The organism is Natronorubrum sp. A-ect3, from assembly GCF_041821125.1.
Classification (GTDB): domain Archaea; phylum Halobacteriota; class Halobacteria; order Halobacteriales; family Natrialbaceae; genus Natronorubrum; species Natronorubrum bangense.
The window spans coordinates 741,658-758,791 of sequence record NZ_JBGUBB010000002.1 but is presented as its reverse complement, the minus strand read 5'-3'; the positions used below and the strand labels follow the sequence as shown (position 1 = coordinate 758,791).

Genomic DNA, 17,134 nt, shown 5'->3' with positions numbered 1-17,134 from the left:
CGGTGGACTGCTGGTCACACTAGTTTTCCTGCATCCAGTAATAGAGTCGGATGAGACCGAACGCGCCGGCGATAATCCATACGAGGGTCGTTAGCGCGGCGATAAGCAGGACACCGAACTCTCGCCAGTGGGAGGACCCAATCCAGCCGACCGAGGGAATCCAGCCAAACACGTCGATCCAGCGAAAGAGCACGATAAGAACGGTGAACACTCCCAGCAACAACAGCCGATTTCGGATGTATGTCTTGATACGTCGTGGGGAGGTCCGCTCCGTCATGGTTCGCTTTGCAACGAGGAGTTGCATAAGCACCACCGATCCGTACCGTCGCCTGCAGCTGTCGCCGTGGGAAGCACCCGATCAAGGCTGCTGGACACGACTATCTCAGTTGTCACTCTCTGCTCGCTCGAGCAGCCAACATCGCGAAAAATGGAACCTCCAGTGAGGGTACTGCCGACGGTTACTTGTGACGGTCGAGCAGGTCGTAGCTGCGCTCCCACTCGGCGTCGTCGTCGAAGTAGCGCTCAGCGAGTGGCTGGTCGGGCAGTTCGCCGATGGCCTTCTTCTCTTCGGTGTAGGACGGACGGTCCTCGTCGACGTAGTACCGGCCGGTCAGGACGGTGCCCTCGTTGAGGACGTCCTCGGTCTCGCGCATCATCTCAGCGGCCTCACGACGGTCCGTAATGTCGAAGTCGTAGTCGTCGGACTCCTGGACGTCGATGTACGGAACGTACTCTCGGGCGTCCTTGTTCCAGGTTGGACACTGGGTCAGGAAGTCGACGTGGGCGAAGCCGTCGTGTTCGATGGCTTCCTTGATGATCTCTTTGGCCTGGTTCGGGTTGACCGCGGCGGTGCGGGCGACGTAGCTCGCACCGGCGTTCAGCGACATCGACAGTGGACGAAGCGGCGTCTTCGCGCTGCCGGATGGCTGGGTCTTCGACTTGTGGCCTTTCGGGCTCGTTGGCGAGGTCTGGCCCTTCGTCAGGCCGAAGATCTCGTTGTTGAACACGATGTAGGTCATATCGTGGTTCTCACGGGCCGTGTGGATCCAGTGGTTGCCACCGATGCCGTACCCGTCACCGTCACCGCCAGCGGCGATGACCTCGAGTTCGGGGTTGGCGAGTTTGGCGGCACGGGCCACGGGCAGCGAACGGCCGTGGATGGTGTGGAACCCGTACGTGTCGAGATAGCTGTTCAGCTTGCCCGAACAGCCGATCCCGGTCACCGTCAGCACTTCCTCCGGCGTCTTACCGACTTCCGGGAGGGCCTGCTTCAGCGACTTCAGGACGCCGAAGTCACCACAGCCCGGACACCAGGTCGGCTGTGGTTCGACACCGGGAGTGAACTCGTCCCGGTCGATCTCTCGCTCCTCTCCGATTGCGTTGAATGCACTCATGGTTAGTCACCTGCTGCGGGTTCGATTCGGACCTGTGCAGTCGGTTCACGCTCCTCCTCGGCGACGTTGACCTCGTACCCCTCGACGACCTCGGCAGGTTCGAACGGGTTGCCGTTGTACTTGAGGAGGCTGGTCAGTTTCTCGCCGAAGCGGCCGAGTTCCTTCTGGATGAGGCCGCGGAACTGGGCCGTGGCGTTCATCTCGACGACCATCGCCTCGTCGACGCTCTCGAGGAATTCGGTCATCTCTTGCTCGGGGAACGGCATCATGTCGGAGACGGTGATACCTTTGACCGAGTGACCGTCATCGTTCAGGCGCTCGACGGCTTCTGCGACGGCACCGTGGCTCGAGCCCCACGTGATGATGCCGTAGTCGGCCGTCTCGTCGCCGTAGTAGGTCTGGTTCGAGGGATGTTCCTCGTCGAGTTCCTCGCGGATGGTGTCGAGTTTCTCGATACGGCGCGTCATCTGGTAGACCCGGTTGTCCGCATCTTCGCTGATGTGGCCAACGGGCGAGTGTTCGTTCCCGGTCGCAAGGTAGCGCCCGCCCTTCTGGCCGGGCAGCGACCGTTTACTCACGTTCTTCTCGTTGTCATCGTAGCCGAAGCGTTCGAACTTGCCGGAGGCGTCGTGGGCGGCCTCGAGGAGTTCGTCCTCGGTCAGCGTCGTGCCCAGTCCGGGTTCGGGCTCGCGGTCGAAGAACTCGACGTCGACGTTCGTGTTCTCGCCGGAGAGCTTCTGGTCGTAGATGATGATCGTCGGGATCTGGTACTCCCAGGCGATGTCGAAGGCGAGTCGTGTCTGCTCGTAGGCCTCCTCGATGGTGCCGGGTGCGAAGACGACGCGCGAGGAGTCGCCCTGGCTCGTGTAGAGCACGAACTCGAGGTCGCCCTGTTCGGGCTTGGTCGGCATCCCGGTCGAGGGACCGGCACGCATCGACTCGACGAGCACGAGCGGCGTCTCGGTCATCTCGGCGAGGCCGAGCGGCTCGGACATCAGCGCGAAGCCACCGCCGGAAGAGCCGGACATGGCCTTGACGCCAGCGTGGCTGGCACCGACGGCCAGTGCGGCGGCCGCGATCTCGTCTTCGACCTGTTCGGAGATCCCGCCCATGTCGGGGAAGTTCTGGCTGAGGATGGTGAAGACGTCCGTCCACGGCGTCATCGGGTAGCCGGAGATGAACCGACAGCCGCCGTCGATCGCACCGTAGGCGATCGCGTTCGAGCCCGACAGCAGCGCCTGTTCGGTCTCGTGGGAGCCTTCGGGGGCACGCAGCTCGTGCTCGAAGTCGTACTCCTCCTTGGTCATCTCGTAGGCCTCGTGGAGAATCTCGAGGTTCGACTCGAGGATGTCTTCGCTCATCGCGTCCGACATCAGATTCTCGATGTGCTCGAGTTCCATGTCGAGCAGTGCGGCCGTGACACCGACTCCAGCGGTGTTACGCATGACTTCGCGGCCGTGTTCTTTGGCGAGGCCACGAAGGTCGACCGGGAAGACGTGCCAGTTGTTCTCCTCGGCACGCTCCTCGAGGTTGATCGCCTCGACGTCGTCCTCGCTGATGAGGCCCTCGTCGTAGACGATGATCCCGCCCTCTCGGAGTTCGTCGAGGTTCTCCGAGAGCGGCTTGATCTCTTCGTTGCCGTAATAGGCCTCTTCCTGCGGGTTGCGGGCGAAGGAGTCGCCCAGCGAGAGCAGGAAGTTGTAGCCGTCCCCGCGTGACTGTACCTCGTGGTCTGCGGCCCGAATCTCGACGTACGTGTGGCCACCGCGGATCCGCGACGGATAGTGGCGGTGAGTAAAGATGTCGAGCCCCGAGCGCATCAGCGCTTTTGCGAAGTTCTGGCTCGTCGAGTCGATTCCGTCTCCGGAACCGCCTGCGATTCGCCAGATGAGTTCGTCGTCGCTCATAGGTAAATCAGTGGCCTGTGGGCCAACCGTACCGGAATTTTGCCCTACTGAACCTAAAGCCTTTGCTATACATTACCATATATCTATCGTGAAGAATGAACAATCATCCAGTACCCGGCACGACTGCGTGAACCTTATGAAAAGATCATGCAGAATCATGCGTATTCGATAACCGAGTGTCGGGTCCATACTGGCCAGTTTGACCAGCGCCGCCCGGACTGTCTCACGACACGGAGCTACCGGCACGCTTTATGTGACTGTTATGGTATGGTATTTCATGGCTTATATCGTCAGGATGCCAAAGCTGGGATTGGAGATGGAGCGAGGCGAACTGCTCGAGTGGCGGATCGACGCGGGCGCGACCGTCGAGGAGGGTGAGGTGATCGCGGAAGTCGAATCCGAAAAGAGCATCGCCGAGGTCGAGGCGCGAGAGAACGGCGTCCTTAGGGAGACGTATCTCGAGGAGGGTGGGACAGTTCCACCCGGCACGCCGATCGGAATCGTCGCGCCCGAAGACGCCGATATCGGCGACCTCGAGGCGGAGGCGTCGGCCGACATCGAGGAGGCGACGGGTGACTCGGCGGCCGAGGAGCCAGCAGCCGACGATACGGCGACCGAAAGCGCCGACAGCGGTGCAGTGAGCGAGACGGCAGCCGCGACGGACACGGCCGACGGGGAGGTTCAGGCCTCGCCGCGGGCCCGCGAGCGCGCCGCCGAACTCGAGGTCGACCTCTCGACCGTCGAGGGAACGGGGTATCAGGGCTCGATTACCGAAGACGACGTCGAAGCGGCCGCCGAATCGGGTGGGGCCGCCGAGGCGGACGTCAACGCCTCGCCGCGAGCACGCAAGCGCGCCGAGGAACTCGGTGTGGATCTCGCAGCCGTCGAAGGGACCGGGTATCAGGGCTCAATTACTGAAGACGATGTGGAAGATGCGGCCGGCAGCGGCGATCGAACGCCGGTCGAAACACGCCCCTTCAGCGGGATGCGCCAAACGATCGCCGCCCGCCTCGGAGAGAGCTATCGGGAAGCCGTTCACGTGACGGTCCACCGCAAGGCAGATGCCGAGGCGCTGTTCGACGCCACCGACGCCGCGGACGACGCCCTCGAGACCGACGTCTCGATTCAGGACCTGCTCGTACTCGCCATTTCGGCGACGCTCGAGGACCATCCCGAATTCAACGCGACGTTCGAGGACGAAGTCCACACGCTCTGGGCCGAACACAACGTCGGCCTCGCCGTCGACGTCGAACACGGGCTGATCGCGCCCGTGTTGGGCGACGTCGGGAGCAAGTCGCTCGAGACGATCGCCGACGAACGGCGCGACCTCGTTGGCTCGGCCCTCGAGGGCGAGTACACGATGGACGACCTGCAGGGGGGGACCTTCACCGTGACGAACCTCGGCGTCCTCGGCGTGGAGTCGTTCGACCCGGTTATCAACCCGCCGCAGGTCGCTATCCTCGGCGTCAACGCGATTTCGGAGGCCCCCACACGTGGGTCGAACGACGAGGTGGAGTGGCGACGACAACTTCCACTCGATCTCTCTTTCGACCACCGCATCGTCGACGGGGCTGACGCCGCCCGCTTCCTCGAGAGCCTCGTCGAACACCTCGAGGAGCCGTGGGCGCTGCTGCCCGATGAAATCAGTGCCGACGCAGGAGTCAGCGCACAAACGGAGATGCCCGAGCGTACGGTCACGGCACACAACCCCGAGGGCATGGCCGGCACGATCGAGGCTGGCTCGTTCGAGTGGGGATACGACGAACCCGAGGAAGCCGGCGGCACCGAAACGGGGCCAACGCCGGTCGACGTCTTCCTCGGCTCGCTCGCTGCCTGTCTCTCACTGAGCATCCGCTTCCAGGCCGGCAAACGCGACACACCGATCGACGGGATCGACGTCACGACGACCGCCGAGCCCGAACACGGCTCGATCGAACAGCTCGAGGCGACGGTCAGCCTCGAGTCCGACGCTGACGACGACACGCTCGACCGACTCGTCGATATCGGCGAACGGGGCTGTCACGTCTCGCAGGTGGTCAGAGACGACCTCGAGGTCGAGATCAGCTGGGAGCGAGTCTGACGCCGTCGTCCGCTCACTCGGGGTAGGTCATCTCCGGCTCGGGAATCGAATCGACGTTCGCCGCGGTTTCGAAGATCGTCCCGTTGAGTTCGTCGGCGGTGTCGAAGTACCAGTACTCGACGCCGTCGAAGTTGCCGCTCTGGATCACGGGCATGCCGGCGTCTTCGAACGTCTCGACGACGGCGTGTGGATCGTCGAACGCGAAGCAGGCGACGTGATGTAAGCCCTCGCCATGCTCGTCGAGGTGTTCGGTGTAGATGCTCGGTCCCTCGAGGGGTTCGATCAACTCGAGCATCGTCTCGCCGAGTTGGGCCAGCGCCAGCCGCATCGAGTACTCGTGGGACTCCCCGCGGAAGGAGCGGTCGGTCAGCGCCGGCGGCTCGAACCGGTACACCTGCCACGGGCCGACTCCGAGCAGTCCCTCGAAACGATCCATCCCATCCTCGAGGTCTTCGACGACAAACGCGACCTGTGAGAGCTCTGGGATCTCGACGTCTAACTGTGGTATGGAATTGCCAACCATAGTTGGCTGTCCACACCGGGCAAAATAGTGTTTCCAGTACTCTCGAGCGAGTGAACCGTTCGGTCAGCGATCAGTCCTCGGTCGACTGCAGCCGACCGGCGTGCTCGAGTGCGCCGCCCTCGACACCGGCTGAAAGCGTCGCATCGACGTCGACGAGTCGCGGGCCGTCGGGGACGGGCGTGAGTTCGACCGTTGTCTCGGTGAGTTCGAGTTCGCGCTCGCCGTCGGCCCCGACGACGCCGTCGGGAACGTCGAACGCGGCGGGCTCGTTCCACTCGAGTCGCTCGAGTGACTCGATGCCGACGGTCGCAGTGACCCCCGGAGCGAGCACTGCACGGACGGTCCGCGCGGCGTCGTCGGGCTCAGTTAATCGAACGGCGACACCGCCCGGTTCGGTCGGCTCGAGGCACTCGACGGCCCCTGCGATGGCGGCGAGGCCGATATCGGCCGGATGAGCCCTCGAGACGACGCCACCGCGGAGATCACTGGGATCGAGCAGCGCCCGCGTTCCGATGAACGACTGTGTGGACACCTCGGCGGCCGCGAGCGCCGAGAGCCGCTGTGTGCCGCCTGCGGTCTCCGCGCGGGCCTCGATCATCCCGTGGCGCGTGGTCGCGTCGGCCGCCGGGACTGCACCCGTCGCGAGGAGTGCCGCAGCGACGCCCGCGACGGTGCCGTCGACGGCCGTCGGCACGACGTTGTTCGTTCCGGTCGAGACGGCGACGACGGGCACGTCACCGATCTCGCAGGCGACATCGCGAGTCGTTCCGTCACCGCCGAGCGCGACGACGACGTCGACATCATCCTCGCGAAACCGGGTGGCTGCCCGGCGTGTGTCGGCTGCGGTGCTCTCGACGAGCATCTCGAGTGTCTCGACAGTGAGGTCGTCGGGAGCCTCCTCGAGGACGTGGTCGGAGATTCCTCGTCTGTCGGGCATAACCAGCGCGTCCGGCGGCTCGGAAACCGCTGTCAGCCCCTCGAGGACACAGGTCGCAACCCGACGCTTCGCGTAGTTGTCGACGACGCTCGCGCCACCGGTGAGCCGCCGGATGTCGCGGCCCGCAGCGGGGTTGACGATCAGTCCGACGCGGCTCACGATGGCTATGTCACCCGCCGGATCGCCTCACGGACGTCGTCGCCGGAAGGCAGCACTTCCTGCTCGAGTGGTGGACTGAACGGGATGTGCGTGTCGGGCGTGCCGACGCGCTGGATCGGTGCGTCGAGGCTGAAGAAAGCCTCCTCTTGGACGCGAGCGACGATTTCAGCGTGGGTGCCGTAGGACAGCGGGCTCTCGTCGGCGACGATGAGTCGGCCGGTCTTTTTTACGCTCTCGACGATGGTGTCGATGTCGAGCGGGTACAGCGACCGTGGATCGATCACTTCGACGCTCGTGTCGTCAGCCATGTTTTCGGCCGTCTCGAGCGACTCGCCGACGAGCCGTTGGGTCGCGACGACGGTGACGTCCTCACCCTCGCGTTCGATGGCGGCCTCGCCGATCGGGATGGTGAAGTCCTCGTCGGTCGGCACCGCGCCTCGTTGCTCGTAGATCATCTTATTTTCGAAGACGAAGACGGGGTCGTCCGAGCGGATGGCGGCTTTCGTCAGGCCCTTTGCCGAGGCCGCAGTGCCGGGGGCGACGGCTTTCAGGCCGGGGAAGTGAGCGATCCAGGAGTGGACCGTCCCCGAGTGCTGGCTCGCTGCACCCATGCCGCCGCCTTCGGTGGTGCGGACGGTGACCGGCATCTCCGCTTTGCCGCCGAACATATACCGCATCTTCGCCATCTGGTTCATAATCTGTTCCATCGCAACGCCGGCGAAGTCCGAGAACATGAGTTCGACGACCGGCCGCGTGCCGGTTGCCGCCGCACCCGTCGCTGCCCCCATGAAGCCGGCTTCGCTGATCGGCGTGTCCTTGATCCGCTCCGAGCCGAAATCCTCGTAGAGATCGCCCGTGACCTCGAGCACGCCGCCGAAGACGCCGATATCCTCGCCGATGAGGAAAACGTCCTCGTCGCGCTCGAGTTCCTCGCGCATCGCCTGTCGGATCGCTTCTCTGACGGTCAGTTCCTCGGTTTCAGTCTCGAGTTCGGATTCTACCTGTGCAGTCATTATCGGTCACCTCCTGGCCGGCCGCCGTCCGTGCGGGCGGCGCTGGCAAAGCGTTCGATCTCCGGTGGCATTTCCGCGAACATGTCTTCGTAGGCCTCGTGCGGTTCTGGCGCTGGAGCGTCCTGGGCGAACTCGATCGCGGCATCGATTTCGGCCTCGATGTCGGCCTGCAACTCGTCGAACTCCTCGCCGGTGAGTTCGCCGCGGTCGATCAGTCGATCTCTGAACGACTCTATCGGGTCGCGCTCTTGCCAGCGTTCGATCTCCGCGTCGTCGCGGTACGGTTCTTCGTCGCCTTCGTAGTGGCCGCGGTAGCGGTAGGTCTCGGCCTCGACGATCGTCGGCCCGTCGCCGGCTCTGGCGCGGTCTCGAGCCTCCGAGACGGCTTCGGCGACGGCGGTAATATCCATCCCGTCGACGGTCAGCCCGGGAATGTCGTAGGCCTGTGCCGTGTCGCTCAGGTTGTCGAGGTTGTGCTGGTCCTCAACTGGCGTCCCCTCGCCGTAGTGGTTGTTCTCGATGACGAAGACGGCAGGCAGGTCCCACGTCGCCGCGATGTTGATCGCCTCGTGGACCTGTCCCTGCGCGACGGCCCCGTCGCCAAGGAAGCCGACCGCGATCTGGTCGCGGTCCTGATAGTCGATCGACAGCGCCGCGCCAGTCGCCATCGGTGGCCCCGCGCCGACGATGCCGTTCGCGCCGAGCATCCCAGCGTCGACGTCTGCGATGTGCATCGAGCCACCCTTACCGTTACAGTAGCCATCGGCCTTGCCATAGAGCTCGGCCATCATATACTGCGGATCAAGCCCTTTCGCGATACAGTGGCCGTGGCCGCGATGAGTGCTCGCGATGTAGTCGTCCGGATCGAGGGCGGCACAGGTGCCGACCCCGACCGCCTCCTCGCCGATATACAGGTGGACGAACCCCGGTATCTCGCCGTCTGCGAATCGATCCCCCGCCTCCTCGTCGAACGCCCGGATGGTTACCATCCGTCGCAGCGCCTCGAGTCGGCCCTCCTGGCTTGCTAAGTCGAAATCGGCCATGATGCATAATACCGTACCACAATCCCTAATATAAATGCTACCAATTACCACACCGTGGTACAACGAAATTGTATCTCTATCCAAAACGTTCGTCGTGAAAATGAGCGACCGGGAGAAGAGAACTGAAAGACGTGGTCGCTCGAGAAGCCTAACAGCGCCGCGACACGGACACGGTACGACTAGCTGTCAGGCCACCGACCCCTGCTGCGTGTCGTGTTGGCGCGGCCGTTCACTCGTTTCGCGGGTTGCTCGGGTGGTAGTCCGTGTCGTACGTGCCGGGCTGGCCGTCGACGCGGTCGGGGTTAAGTCGTCCCGACAGCAGCATGAAGTCGACGAGGGTGAGCGCAAGCATCGCCTCGACGACGGGGACGCCTCGTGGCGGGAGCACGGGATCGTGGCGACCGATGACTTTCTCCTCTTTGAGTTCGCCCGTTTCCCAGTCGGCCGTCTGCTGGGTCTTCGGGATCGAGGTGGGTGCATGGAGCGTGACTTCGCCGTATATCGGCTCGCCGCTCGAGATGCCGCCCTGAATGCCGCCGTGGTCGTTCTCGACCGGGACGGGGTTGCCCTCGTCGTCGAACTCCCAGTCGTCGTTTCGCTCCTTGCCGGTCCACTCGGCAGCCTCCGTGCCGATGCCGAACTCGAAGGCGGTCGCCGCCGGAACGGCCATCATCGCCTGCCCGAGTCGTGCGGAAAGCGAGTCAAAGCGCGGTGCCCCGAGGCCGACGGGAACGCCTCGAGCCTCGAACTCGATGCTGCCACCGATGGAATCGCCTTCCTCCTGATACTCCGCGATCAGGTTCTGCATCTCCGCGGCTGATTCGGGGTGGGCACATCGGACGTCGTTTTCTTCCGAGTGCTCGAGCATCTCCTCGAAGCTCACGTCAGGGGCCTCGACGTCGCCGATCTGGTTGACGTGGGCCTTGAGTTCGATCCCCTCTCGCTCGAGGAGTTTCTTCGCGATCGCACCTGCGGCGACCCAGTTGACCGTCTCACGTGCGGAGGAGCGACCGCCGCCGCCCCAGTTTCGCGTCCCGAACTTGGCCGAGTACGTGAAGTCGCCGTGGCTCGGTCGCGGCGCGGTGATAAAAGGCTCGTACTTGCCCGAGCGGGCGTCTTTGTTCTGGATAACTAATCCGATCGGCGTCCCCGTCGTGTAGCCGTCCTGAATCCCCGATTTGATCGAGACGTCGTCGGGTTCGCCGCGGCTGGTCGTGATCATCGACTGACCCGGCTTGCGCCGATCGAGGTCTTTCTGAATGTCTTCTTCTGTCAACTCGAGGCCGGCGGGACAGCCCGAGATTGTACAGCCCATCGCCTCCCCGTGGCTCTCGCCGAACGTGGTCACCTGGAAGAGGCGACCGAAGCGGTTGCCGTTCATTACGGCACTCTCAGTGACGGGGACACTTAGCGGTGCAGGATTCATACTGTCGGACACCACGGTACACACTCGAGCGCCCACGGGCACTTCCCACACCGGCATTGGCCTGCCCAACGTCCTTTATGCTGACCCCTGTCTGACGGGGCACAACATGAACCGTCGATCGTTGCTCGCTGGCGTCGGTGTCTCGAGTATCACTATCGCGTTCGCGGGCTGTTTCTCCCTCGACGAGTCGTCGGACGAACAGAACGCCGCCGACGGAACGGGTGACGACCGAACTGACGGCGATCGGGAGTCCGAGACTACCGGCGACGGAACCGGCGAGACGACCGTCGAACCGCCCGCCGACCCGGACGACCCGGTCGGACGCTCGGTCATCGGCACGCAGTCGAGCGACGATCCACCCCATCGCGTCCGACTCTGGAATCTGGATGACGAGCGCCACGCCGTCAGCCTCGAGATCGATTCCACCGACGGCTCGATCTCCACCGGCGGCTCTTATGACCTCGCCCCCGAGGCCCACGTCGCCGTCTTCCTCCACGGGCGAAACGAGTTCGACGTGACCGTCACCGTCGACGACACGGCCGTCGACGCCCCCGACATCGAGGCCGAATCGTTCGATGACCCCTGTCCGGCAACGGAGCTGTTCGTCCTCGAGGACGGCTTTGAGGCGACAACCGAATCCGAGGCCGACCACTGTTAGCAGCTATTGGTAATACGACCTCTTTATTTATATTAACGTGTGAAAATAACAAAAGTTCAGGAACCATAGTTATCAATCAAGAATCGCCTCTTATCAGTCAGACAGTTCTTTGAACCGCCACCCGGCATAGGCGACTAATCCGCCCCCGATGAGAAAGAGGAGGGCTCTGACTTGAGCGAGGCTGCCATCGCCCGTCCAGTGCGAGCTGCCCCTTGTTCGCGTCTGGTAATAGTATTCTCCGTCGTGCTCGAGTACCTCATTTCGTTCGAACGTTTCAACCGTCTCACTGTAGACGGTGACCGATCCGGTTGTAACGGCTTCGCGGACTTCTTCCGGTCGTTCATCGGTAGGGACGGCAATTTCTTCGACGGCTTCCATCGGAGTAACCTCTTCTAGCGTTAGCACGGTTTCGTTCTCCTCCACTCCCCGCTCCGGAACGTACGTTCCGTTCGCGGTTCGTACGACGGTGTACCACGGCGACTCGTCTCCGTACACTGGAACGTCGGATTCCACGGAACCGTCCTCAAGAATCTGCTGCTCTAACACACACGGTCGGTCACTCGGACATCCCAGCACCTCTCCGGAGAGACCTAGCGCTTGGGAGGCCATCGTTTCGTTTTCTATCGGCGTAACGTGATACGTCCTCTCCCACTCACCCCCGCCGTTCGGATACAAATAAAACGGATTAAAGACCAACCCGATACCAAGGAGAGCAATTCCGAAGACTACAACTAACTGAACTCTATTCACGTCGGTCATAATATTGGTTGATTTAATAGTAAAATAAGCTTTAACACTCAGTTGACACACGTACCTACTGAATCGCGACTCGAGCGAACGGAAGAGTCAGGACTGGCGCTCGAGCGAACACCCAAGCGCCTCGAGCAGGCCGAAGAAGCCGGGGAACGAGACGTCGACGTGGTCAGCGCCTTCGACGGTGGTCTCGCCGTCGGCGACGAGCCCCGCGAGCGCGAGTGCCATGATGATCCGGTGGTCGGCCCGGCCGGAGACGGTCGCACCCTCGAGCGTCGAGTCGCTGCCGTGGATCGTCAGCGAGTCGTGCTCTTCGGTCGTCGCGACGCCCATTGTGCCCAACTCCTCGGCCATCGCGCTCACGCGATCGGTCTCCTTGTAGCGGACGTGTTCGGCGTTCGTGATGTGGGTGTCACCGTCGGCGACGGCCCCGAGGGTTGCGATCGTCGGCAGCAGGTCCGGCGTGTCTTCGACGGAAACCTCGATCCCCGACAGCGGGGCACTCGAGACGTCGATGGTCCCCGCCTCGCGGTCCCAGTCGACGTCAGCTCCCATCCGGTCGACGATGTCGACGATGGCCGTATCACCCTGTGCGCTCGGGTTGGCACCCTCGATGCGGATGCCGTCCTCGCTGGCGATCGCCCCCGCGGCGAGCGGGTAGGAGATCGACGAGAAGTCGCCGGGAACGGCGTACTCGCCGCCCACCGGATCGTATGACTGGCCGCCCTCGACCGAGAACCCGTCGGCCGTCTGGCGTGCGTCGACGCCGAAGGCCTCGAGCACCTCGAGCGTGATGTCGACGTACGGCGCGGACTTGAGTTCGGTCTCGAGGACGACATCGATCCCGTCGTCGGTGACGGCGCCGGCCATCAACAGGGCAGTGATGTACTGCGAGGAGACGTCGCCCGGAATCGCGACCTCGCCGCCGGCGATGGGGCCGGTGACGACCAGCGGGGCCTGGCCGTTCCCGCGCGTGCTTTTCGCCTCGCCACCGAGGTCGGCGATCGCCTCGAGCAGCGGACCCTGTGGACGCGAGCGCAGCGACTCGTCGCCCGTGAGGACGGTGGTGCCGTCGGCGAGGGCGGCGGCGGCCGTGACCAGCCGCATCGTCGTCCCGCTGTTGTCGCAGTTGATGACGTCCGCGGGGATGTCGGGCTGGCCGTCGAAGCCCTCAATTTCGAGCGTGCCGTCGTCGGCCCGCGAAACGGACCCACCAAAGAGATCGACGGCCCGCGCGGTCGCTTGCGTGTCGGCACTCCAGAGTGCGTCGCGGACTGTCGTCTGGCCCGCATACCCCGACGCGAGGATCGCTCGGTGGGTGTAGCTCTTCGATGGCGGTGCCTGTGCCGTACCCTGCAGGCTCGAGGGTGTGATCGTGACGTTCATGCTCTGTCTGTGGGATGGGCCTGCCTTACCGGTACCGATCCGCACACTCGTTGCGGACCGATCAGGCGCTTACGGACAGCCGATCGAGGCCGCGATCTCGAGCAACGGTGTGTCGTCGGTCAGACTCGAGACCTCGTAGTTCAGCTCCTCACAGGCCCAGAAGACGCTCTGGATTCGTCCGTCTCGACGGTAGGCCGTTCGGCCGTCGATCTCGGTCTCCTCGAGGGCGTCCGGGTTGAACCGCTGGACGGTACGAACGACGACGAACAGTTCGCGAGCGATTACGTTCGGGTCGTTATACCACAGCGTCGTGGTGGTCCCGAATCCCTCGCCTTTTTTGACGACGGTGATTCGGTCGAGCACATAGGAATCCGGCACGTCCGGCTCCGGCAGGCTGTACGGAAGGATCTTCTCGGCAGCCGCGCGAGTCTCGAAGACCCCCTCGGGTTCGGGGCCGTCGGTGACGACGGTCGCGTCCGCCGGCGGCTCGTAGGTGAACGTTTCCGGCTCGAGTCCCGTATCGATCGCTAACTCCTCGTAGGTGACGGCAACGCGGTGGCGCGTCTCGCCGTCGTCGCTGATCGTGTTTTCCTCCTTGATCGGATACCGATACTCGTCGTCAATCCAGATGGTCCGGGAGACGTCGAGTTCCTCGAGATCCCCCGTCGCTCGCAGCGGCACGACGAACGTCGTGTCCCCGACGACGAGGTCGATCGTCGGCCCGATATCGTCGACCGGCGGCTTCGTTTCGATAATATGTGCGTCGCGTCCATCGACAGTCGCCGTGCCCTCGTATCCGAGTCGGTTGTTCTCGAGGACGGCCTCGAGGACGAGTCGCGTTCGATCGGTGTCGACCTTGTTCGGGTGATACTGTTTGTCGACCGTCTCAGTCTCGGGATTGTACTCCCACGTTTCCGCGCGATTCGTCACCGTGACCGAGCCACTCGGGACGCTCGGATCGGTCGACTCGAGCACCTCGATTCGCTGTTTGGCCGGCGGCTGCCGTGCGACGGCCTCCGTCCGTTCAGTCGTCTTGTCGGGCGTTTCGACCGTCATCGTCCGACGGGCTGTGAGGTCAGTCATCCGCTTTCGTGTCTCGATTGCGTCCTGAACGAGTTCATCGCTGCTGGGTGAGTCATCGCCATCGGCAGTGTAGCTCACACAGCCAGCCAGTGCAGCCACGGCCCCTGCTGCGAGGACCCGTCGACGGTTCATGTACGCCAGATAATCGCATTTGTTGATAAGAATATGGGTTTGAATCGAACCATGGTGTCCGCCCTCGAACTGGGCTCTGTGACCGACGACAGCGAACAGTATATGTGGCCGCCCGTTAGACACCCGCCCATGAACGTAGACGTCGACCTCTCGTCGCTGCGCGAGTATCTCGAGGCCGAAGCCATCGACGGGTACAGTATCGACGCCGACGGGACCGACTCGGACCAGCGGTACGTCTCCGGCTTCACCGCACCGGATCCCTACCAGACGCTCGTCACGGCCGAGGGCGTCCACCTGCTCGTCTCCGGTCTTGAGTACGGTCGTGCGAAGGCAGACGCGAGCGCCGACTCGGTGACGCGCCGGTCGGCCTACGACTACCAGCAACTCGTCGCCGACCACGGCCCCTACGAAGGGAAATGTCGCATGGTCGCAGCGTTCTGTGCCGACCACGGCGTCGACTCGCTCGCTGTCCCGCGATCGTTCCCGACGGGAACCGCGGACGGGCTGCGAGCACAGGGCCTCGAGGTCACGGTCGAACCCGAGGGGATCATCGAAGGCGTTCGGGCGACGAAAACCGAGTGGGAACGCGAGCAGATCCAGGCAAGCCAGCGTGCCAACGAGGCCGCGATGGCGACCGCCGAGGCACTGATCGCGACTGCCGACATCGAGGACGGCGTGCTCGTCCACGACGGCGAGCCACTCACCAGCGAGCGTGTCAAGACCGAAATCGAGGTGACACTGCTTCGCCAGGGCTGTAGCCTCGACGACACCATCGTCGCCTGCGGCGCCGACGGCGCAGACCCGCACAACCGAGGGAGTGGGCCGCTCGAGGCCGACGAACTGATCGTCGTCGACATCTTCCCGCGGGACAAAGAGACTGGCTACTTCGCGGATATGACCCGCACCTTCGCCCGCGGCGACCCGGGCGAGGAGGCCCGACGACGGTATGAGGTGACCAAAACGGCTTACGAGGCCGCCCTCGAGGCCGTCGAGGCGGGTGTCACCGGCGCAGACGTCCACGACGTCGTCTGTGATGTAATCGAAGACGCCGGCTACGACACCCTCCGGAGCGATCCCAGCGCCGAGACTGGCTTCATCCACGGCACGGGCCACGGCGTCGGCCTCGATATTCACGAGGCTCCGAGCGTCTCGCCCGCTGGAGGGGAACTCAAAGCCGGCCACGTGATCACGATCGAACCCGGCCTCTACGACCCCGACGTTGGCGGTGTCCGGATCGAGGATCTGGTCGTCGTCACTGAGGACGGCTACGAGAATCTGACCGACTACCGCGTGGACCTCGAGCCAACTACCGAGTAGCGTGGGCCTCGAGCCAACTGCTGAGTAGCGCGGGCCTCGAGCCAACTACCGAGTACGAAGCGGGTTCGACGTTGACTGCTGCGGTGGCGCGCGCTGGACCACGGTGAGCGACGAGCGAATCGTGGTCCGACACTGTGCGAGGGATGAGCGAGCGACAGCGGAGCGCGAATCGGTTGGGGAGGACGTGGCAATCAGTGGTTCCGGTGTGTGCGAGCCAGTGGCTCGTCGTCGCCCAACGTGACAGTCCACGTCTTACTCATCACTCACAACGCGATCGCCGACCTCGAGCCCATTGCGCAACGCAGCGTGAACTCGCGCCTCGCCGGCGACCCAGTCGCCGAGACAGTACAGCCCCTCGGCTTCGGCTTCCCGGAGCGGCTCCCGGTCGACTGCGGCCTCGGGCTGAGCGTAGCGCCAGCCCTGATGGTCCGTCCAATCCGGCTCGAGCAGGCGCTCGTCGTCGAATACAGCCGCAGTCAGCGACGCCAGTTCCTCGAGGTTCGCCTCGGGGTCTGTGTCGTAGTGGTCGACGGACCACTCGTGGTTGGCCTGGACGATCAGCAGGGACTGGCCGTCGGGGACGTGGCCCGGCTTGCACTCCTCGCGTGAGATCCAGCCGATCTCGTGTTCTTTGTCCGTGTTCACCAGTCCATAGTAGGGCACCTCGAGATCGAACGGGTAGTGCAAAACGCCGGTCCAGATCGTTCGGTAGGGGACGGCGTCGACGGCCTCGAGCAGCGGCCCGCGTCGGTCACTGTCCCACTCGGCCGACCGCAACAGGTCGGCTGTCTGTGGCGCTGGCGGGTTCAAGAGCACGATGTCGAAGGGACCCCACTGGTCGCCATCAGTGTCCTCGAGATGCCACATCTCGTCGTCTCGCCGGAGCGTCTCGATGCGTGTCTCGCGATGGATCGTCGCGTTGGTGCGGCCGAAAAGCCGTTTTGCGAGCTGGGTCAACCCCGTGCGGTAGGTCCACTTGTGCTCGTCTGCAGCCCGGCCCTCAGAAACGCTGCCCTCGCTGTCGAACGTCCAGACCGGCTCCGTGATATCGACGAGCCCATCGGTCTCGAGCGTCTCCGTGAGCAACTCGACCACGCGCTCGTCGGCGTCTTTGACGTAGTTCGCGCCGTAGTCGTACCTGATGCCGTCACGGCGTCGCGTGGCCGCGCGACCACAGAGGCCGCGAGATTTCTCGAAGACTGTGATCGACGCGTCTTCGTGTGTCGTTTCGATCGTGTCCGCTGCGGCCGCGGCGGCGACACCAGCACCGACGATCCCGATCCGTGTCATAGCTGCTACTCAGGGCTCCCCTCCCAAGTAGTT

Annotated in this window: 15 protein-coding genes; 3 read left to right on the top strand and 12 right to left on the bottom strand. The window is 63.8% G+C overall.

Translation table 11 applies throughout. The features are described 5' to 3' along the window. Positions 1 to 19: 19 nt before the first annotated feature. The 3 genes from ACERJA_RS10425 to ACERJA_RS10415 form a co-directional block, all read right to left on the bottom strand. Positions 20 to 304 carry a hypothetical protein gene (locus ACERJA_RS10425; protein WP_373608123.1) on the bottom strand — a complete coding sequence of 95 codons (285 nt, stop codon included), beginning with the start codon at positions 302 to 304 and terminating at the stop codon, positions 20 to 22. A gap of 154 nt (positions 305 to 458) precedes the next feature. After that, a complete protein-coding gene (locus ACERJA_RS10420) occupies positions 459 to 1,394 on the bottom strand; it encodes a thiamine pyrophosphate-dependent enzyme (protein WP_006064409.1) in 936 nt (311 codons plus the stop codon). 2 nt (positions 1,395 to 1,396) lie between these two features. Beyond that, positions 1,397 to 3,301, bottom strand: a complete 1,905-nt coding sequence (locus tag ACERJA_RS10415) for a 2-oxoacid:acceptor oxidoreductase subunit alpha (protein WP_373608122.1) — start codon at positions 3,299 to 3,301, stop codon at positions 1,397 to 1,399. Positions 3,302 to 3,578: 277 nt separating this feature from the next. Here ACERJA_RS10415 and ACERJA_RS10410 point away from each other — a divergent pair, with 277 nt between their 5' ends. Further along, positions 3,579 to 5,381 carry a 2-oxo acid dehydrogenase subunit E2 gene (locus ACERJA_RS10410; protein WP_373608121.1) on the top strand — a complete coding sequence of 601 codons (1,803 nt, stop codon included), beginning with the start codon at positions 3,579 to 3,581 and terminating at the stop codon, positions 5,379 to 5,381. Between the two features lie 13 nt (positions 5,382 to 5,394). Here the strand turns inward: ACERJA_RS10410 and ACERJA_RS10405 are convergent, their stop codons facing one another. The 5 genes from ACERJA_RS10405 to aroC form a co-directional block, all read right to left on the bottom strand. Further along, positions 5,395 to 5,904, bottom strand: coding sequence for a VOC family protein (locus ACERJA_RS10405; RefSeq protein ID WP_373608120.1), 510 nt, complete (start codon positions 5,902 to 5,904; stop codon positions 5,395 to 5,397). A 70-nt stretch (positions 5,905 to 5,974) separates the two neighbouring features. Next, positions 5,975 to 7,000 (bottom strand): NAD(+)/NADH kinase, encoded by a 1,026-nt coding sequence (locus ACERJA_RS10400; RefSeq protein ID WP_373608119.1) that lies wholly within the window; start codon positions 6,998 to 7,000, stop codon positions 5,975 to 5,977. A gap of 5 nt (positions 7,001 to 7,005) precedes the next feature. Next, complete coding sequence (locus ACERJA_RS10395) at positions 7,006 to 8,013, bottom strand: alpha-ketoacid dehydrogenase subunit beta (protein ID WP_136350869.1); 1,008 nt, start codon at positions 8,011 to 8,013, stop codon at positions 7,006 to 7,008. Next, positions 8,013 to 9,056 (bottom strand): thiamine pyrophosphate-dependent dehydrogenase E1 component subunit alpha, encoded by a 1,044-nt coding sequence (locus ACERJA_RS10390; protein WP_373608118.1) that lies wholly within the window; start codon positions 9,054 to 9,056, stop codon positions 8,013 to 8,015. The genes ACERJA_RS10395 and ACERJA_RS10390 overlap by 1 nt, the downstream gene beginning before the upstream one ends. 229 nt (positions 9,057 to 9,285) lie before the next feature. Continuing rightward, positions 9,286 to 10,437 (bottom strand): chorismate synthase, encoded by a 1,152-nt coding sequence (gene aroC, locus ACERJA_RS10385; protein ID WP_373608477.1) that lies wholly within the window; start codon positions 10,435 to 10,437, stop codon positions 9,286 to 9,288. Positions 10,438 to 10,588: 151 nt separating this feature from the next. Between aroC and ACERJA_RS10380 the strand changes: the two genes are divergently transcribed. Beyond that, positions 10,589 to 11,140: a hypothetical protein gene (locus tag ACERJA_RS10380; protein WP_373608117.1), complete on the top strand. Its 552-nt coding sequence runs from the start codon at positions 10,589 to 10,591 to the stop codon at positions 11,138 to 11,140. A 93-nt stretch (positions 11,141 to 11,233) separates the two neighbouring features. Here the strand turns inward: ACERJA_RS10380 and ACERJA_RS10375 are convergent, their stop codons facing one another. The 3 genes from ACERJA_RS10375 to ACERJA_RS10365 form a co-directional block, all read right to left on the bottom strand. Continuing rightward, positions 11,234 to 11,899, bottom strand: a complete 666-nt coding sequence (locus ACERJA_RS10375; protein ID WP_373608116.1) for a hypothetical protein — start codon at positions 11,897 to 11,899, stop codon at positions 11,234 to 11,236. An 87-nt stretch (positions 11,900 to 11,986) separates the two neighbouring features. Further along, positions 11,987 to 13,279: a 3-phosphoshikimate 1-carboxyvinyltransferase gene (aroA, locus tag ACERJA_RS10370; RefSeq protein ID WP_373608115.1), complete on the bottom strand. Its 1,293-nt coding sequence runs from the start codon at positions 13,277 to 13,279 to the stop codon at positions 11,987 to 11,989. Between the two features lie 69 nt (positions 13,280 to 13,348). Next, positions 13,349 to 14,494, bottom strand: a complete 1,146-nt coding sequence (locus tag ACERJA_RS10365) for an outer membrane lipoprotein carrier protein LolA (protein ID WP_373608114.1) — start codon at positions 14,492 to 14,494, stop codon at positions 13,349 to 13,351. A gap of 129 nt (positions 14,495 to 14,623) precedes the next feature. Between ACERJA_RS10365 and ACERJA_RS10360 the strand changes: the two genes are divergently transcribed. Further along, a complete protein-coding gene (locus tag ACERJA_RS10360; RefSeq protein WP_373608113.1) occupies positions 14,624 to 15,811 on the top strand; it encodes a M24 family metallopeptidase in 1,188 nt (395 codons plus the stop codon). A 252-nt stretch (positions 15,812 to 16,063) separates the two neighbouring features. Here the strand turns inward: ACERJA_RS10360 and ACERJA_RS10355 are convergent, their stop codons facing one another. After that, positions 16,064 to 17,101, bottom strand: coding sequence for an NAD(P)/FAD-dependent oxidoreductase (locus ACERJA_RS10355; RefSeq protein ID WP_373608112.1), 1,038 nt, complete (start codon positions 17,099 to 17,101; stop codon positions 16,064 to 16,066). Between the last annotated feature and the right edge of the window lie 33 nt (positions 17,102 to 17,134).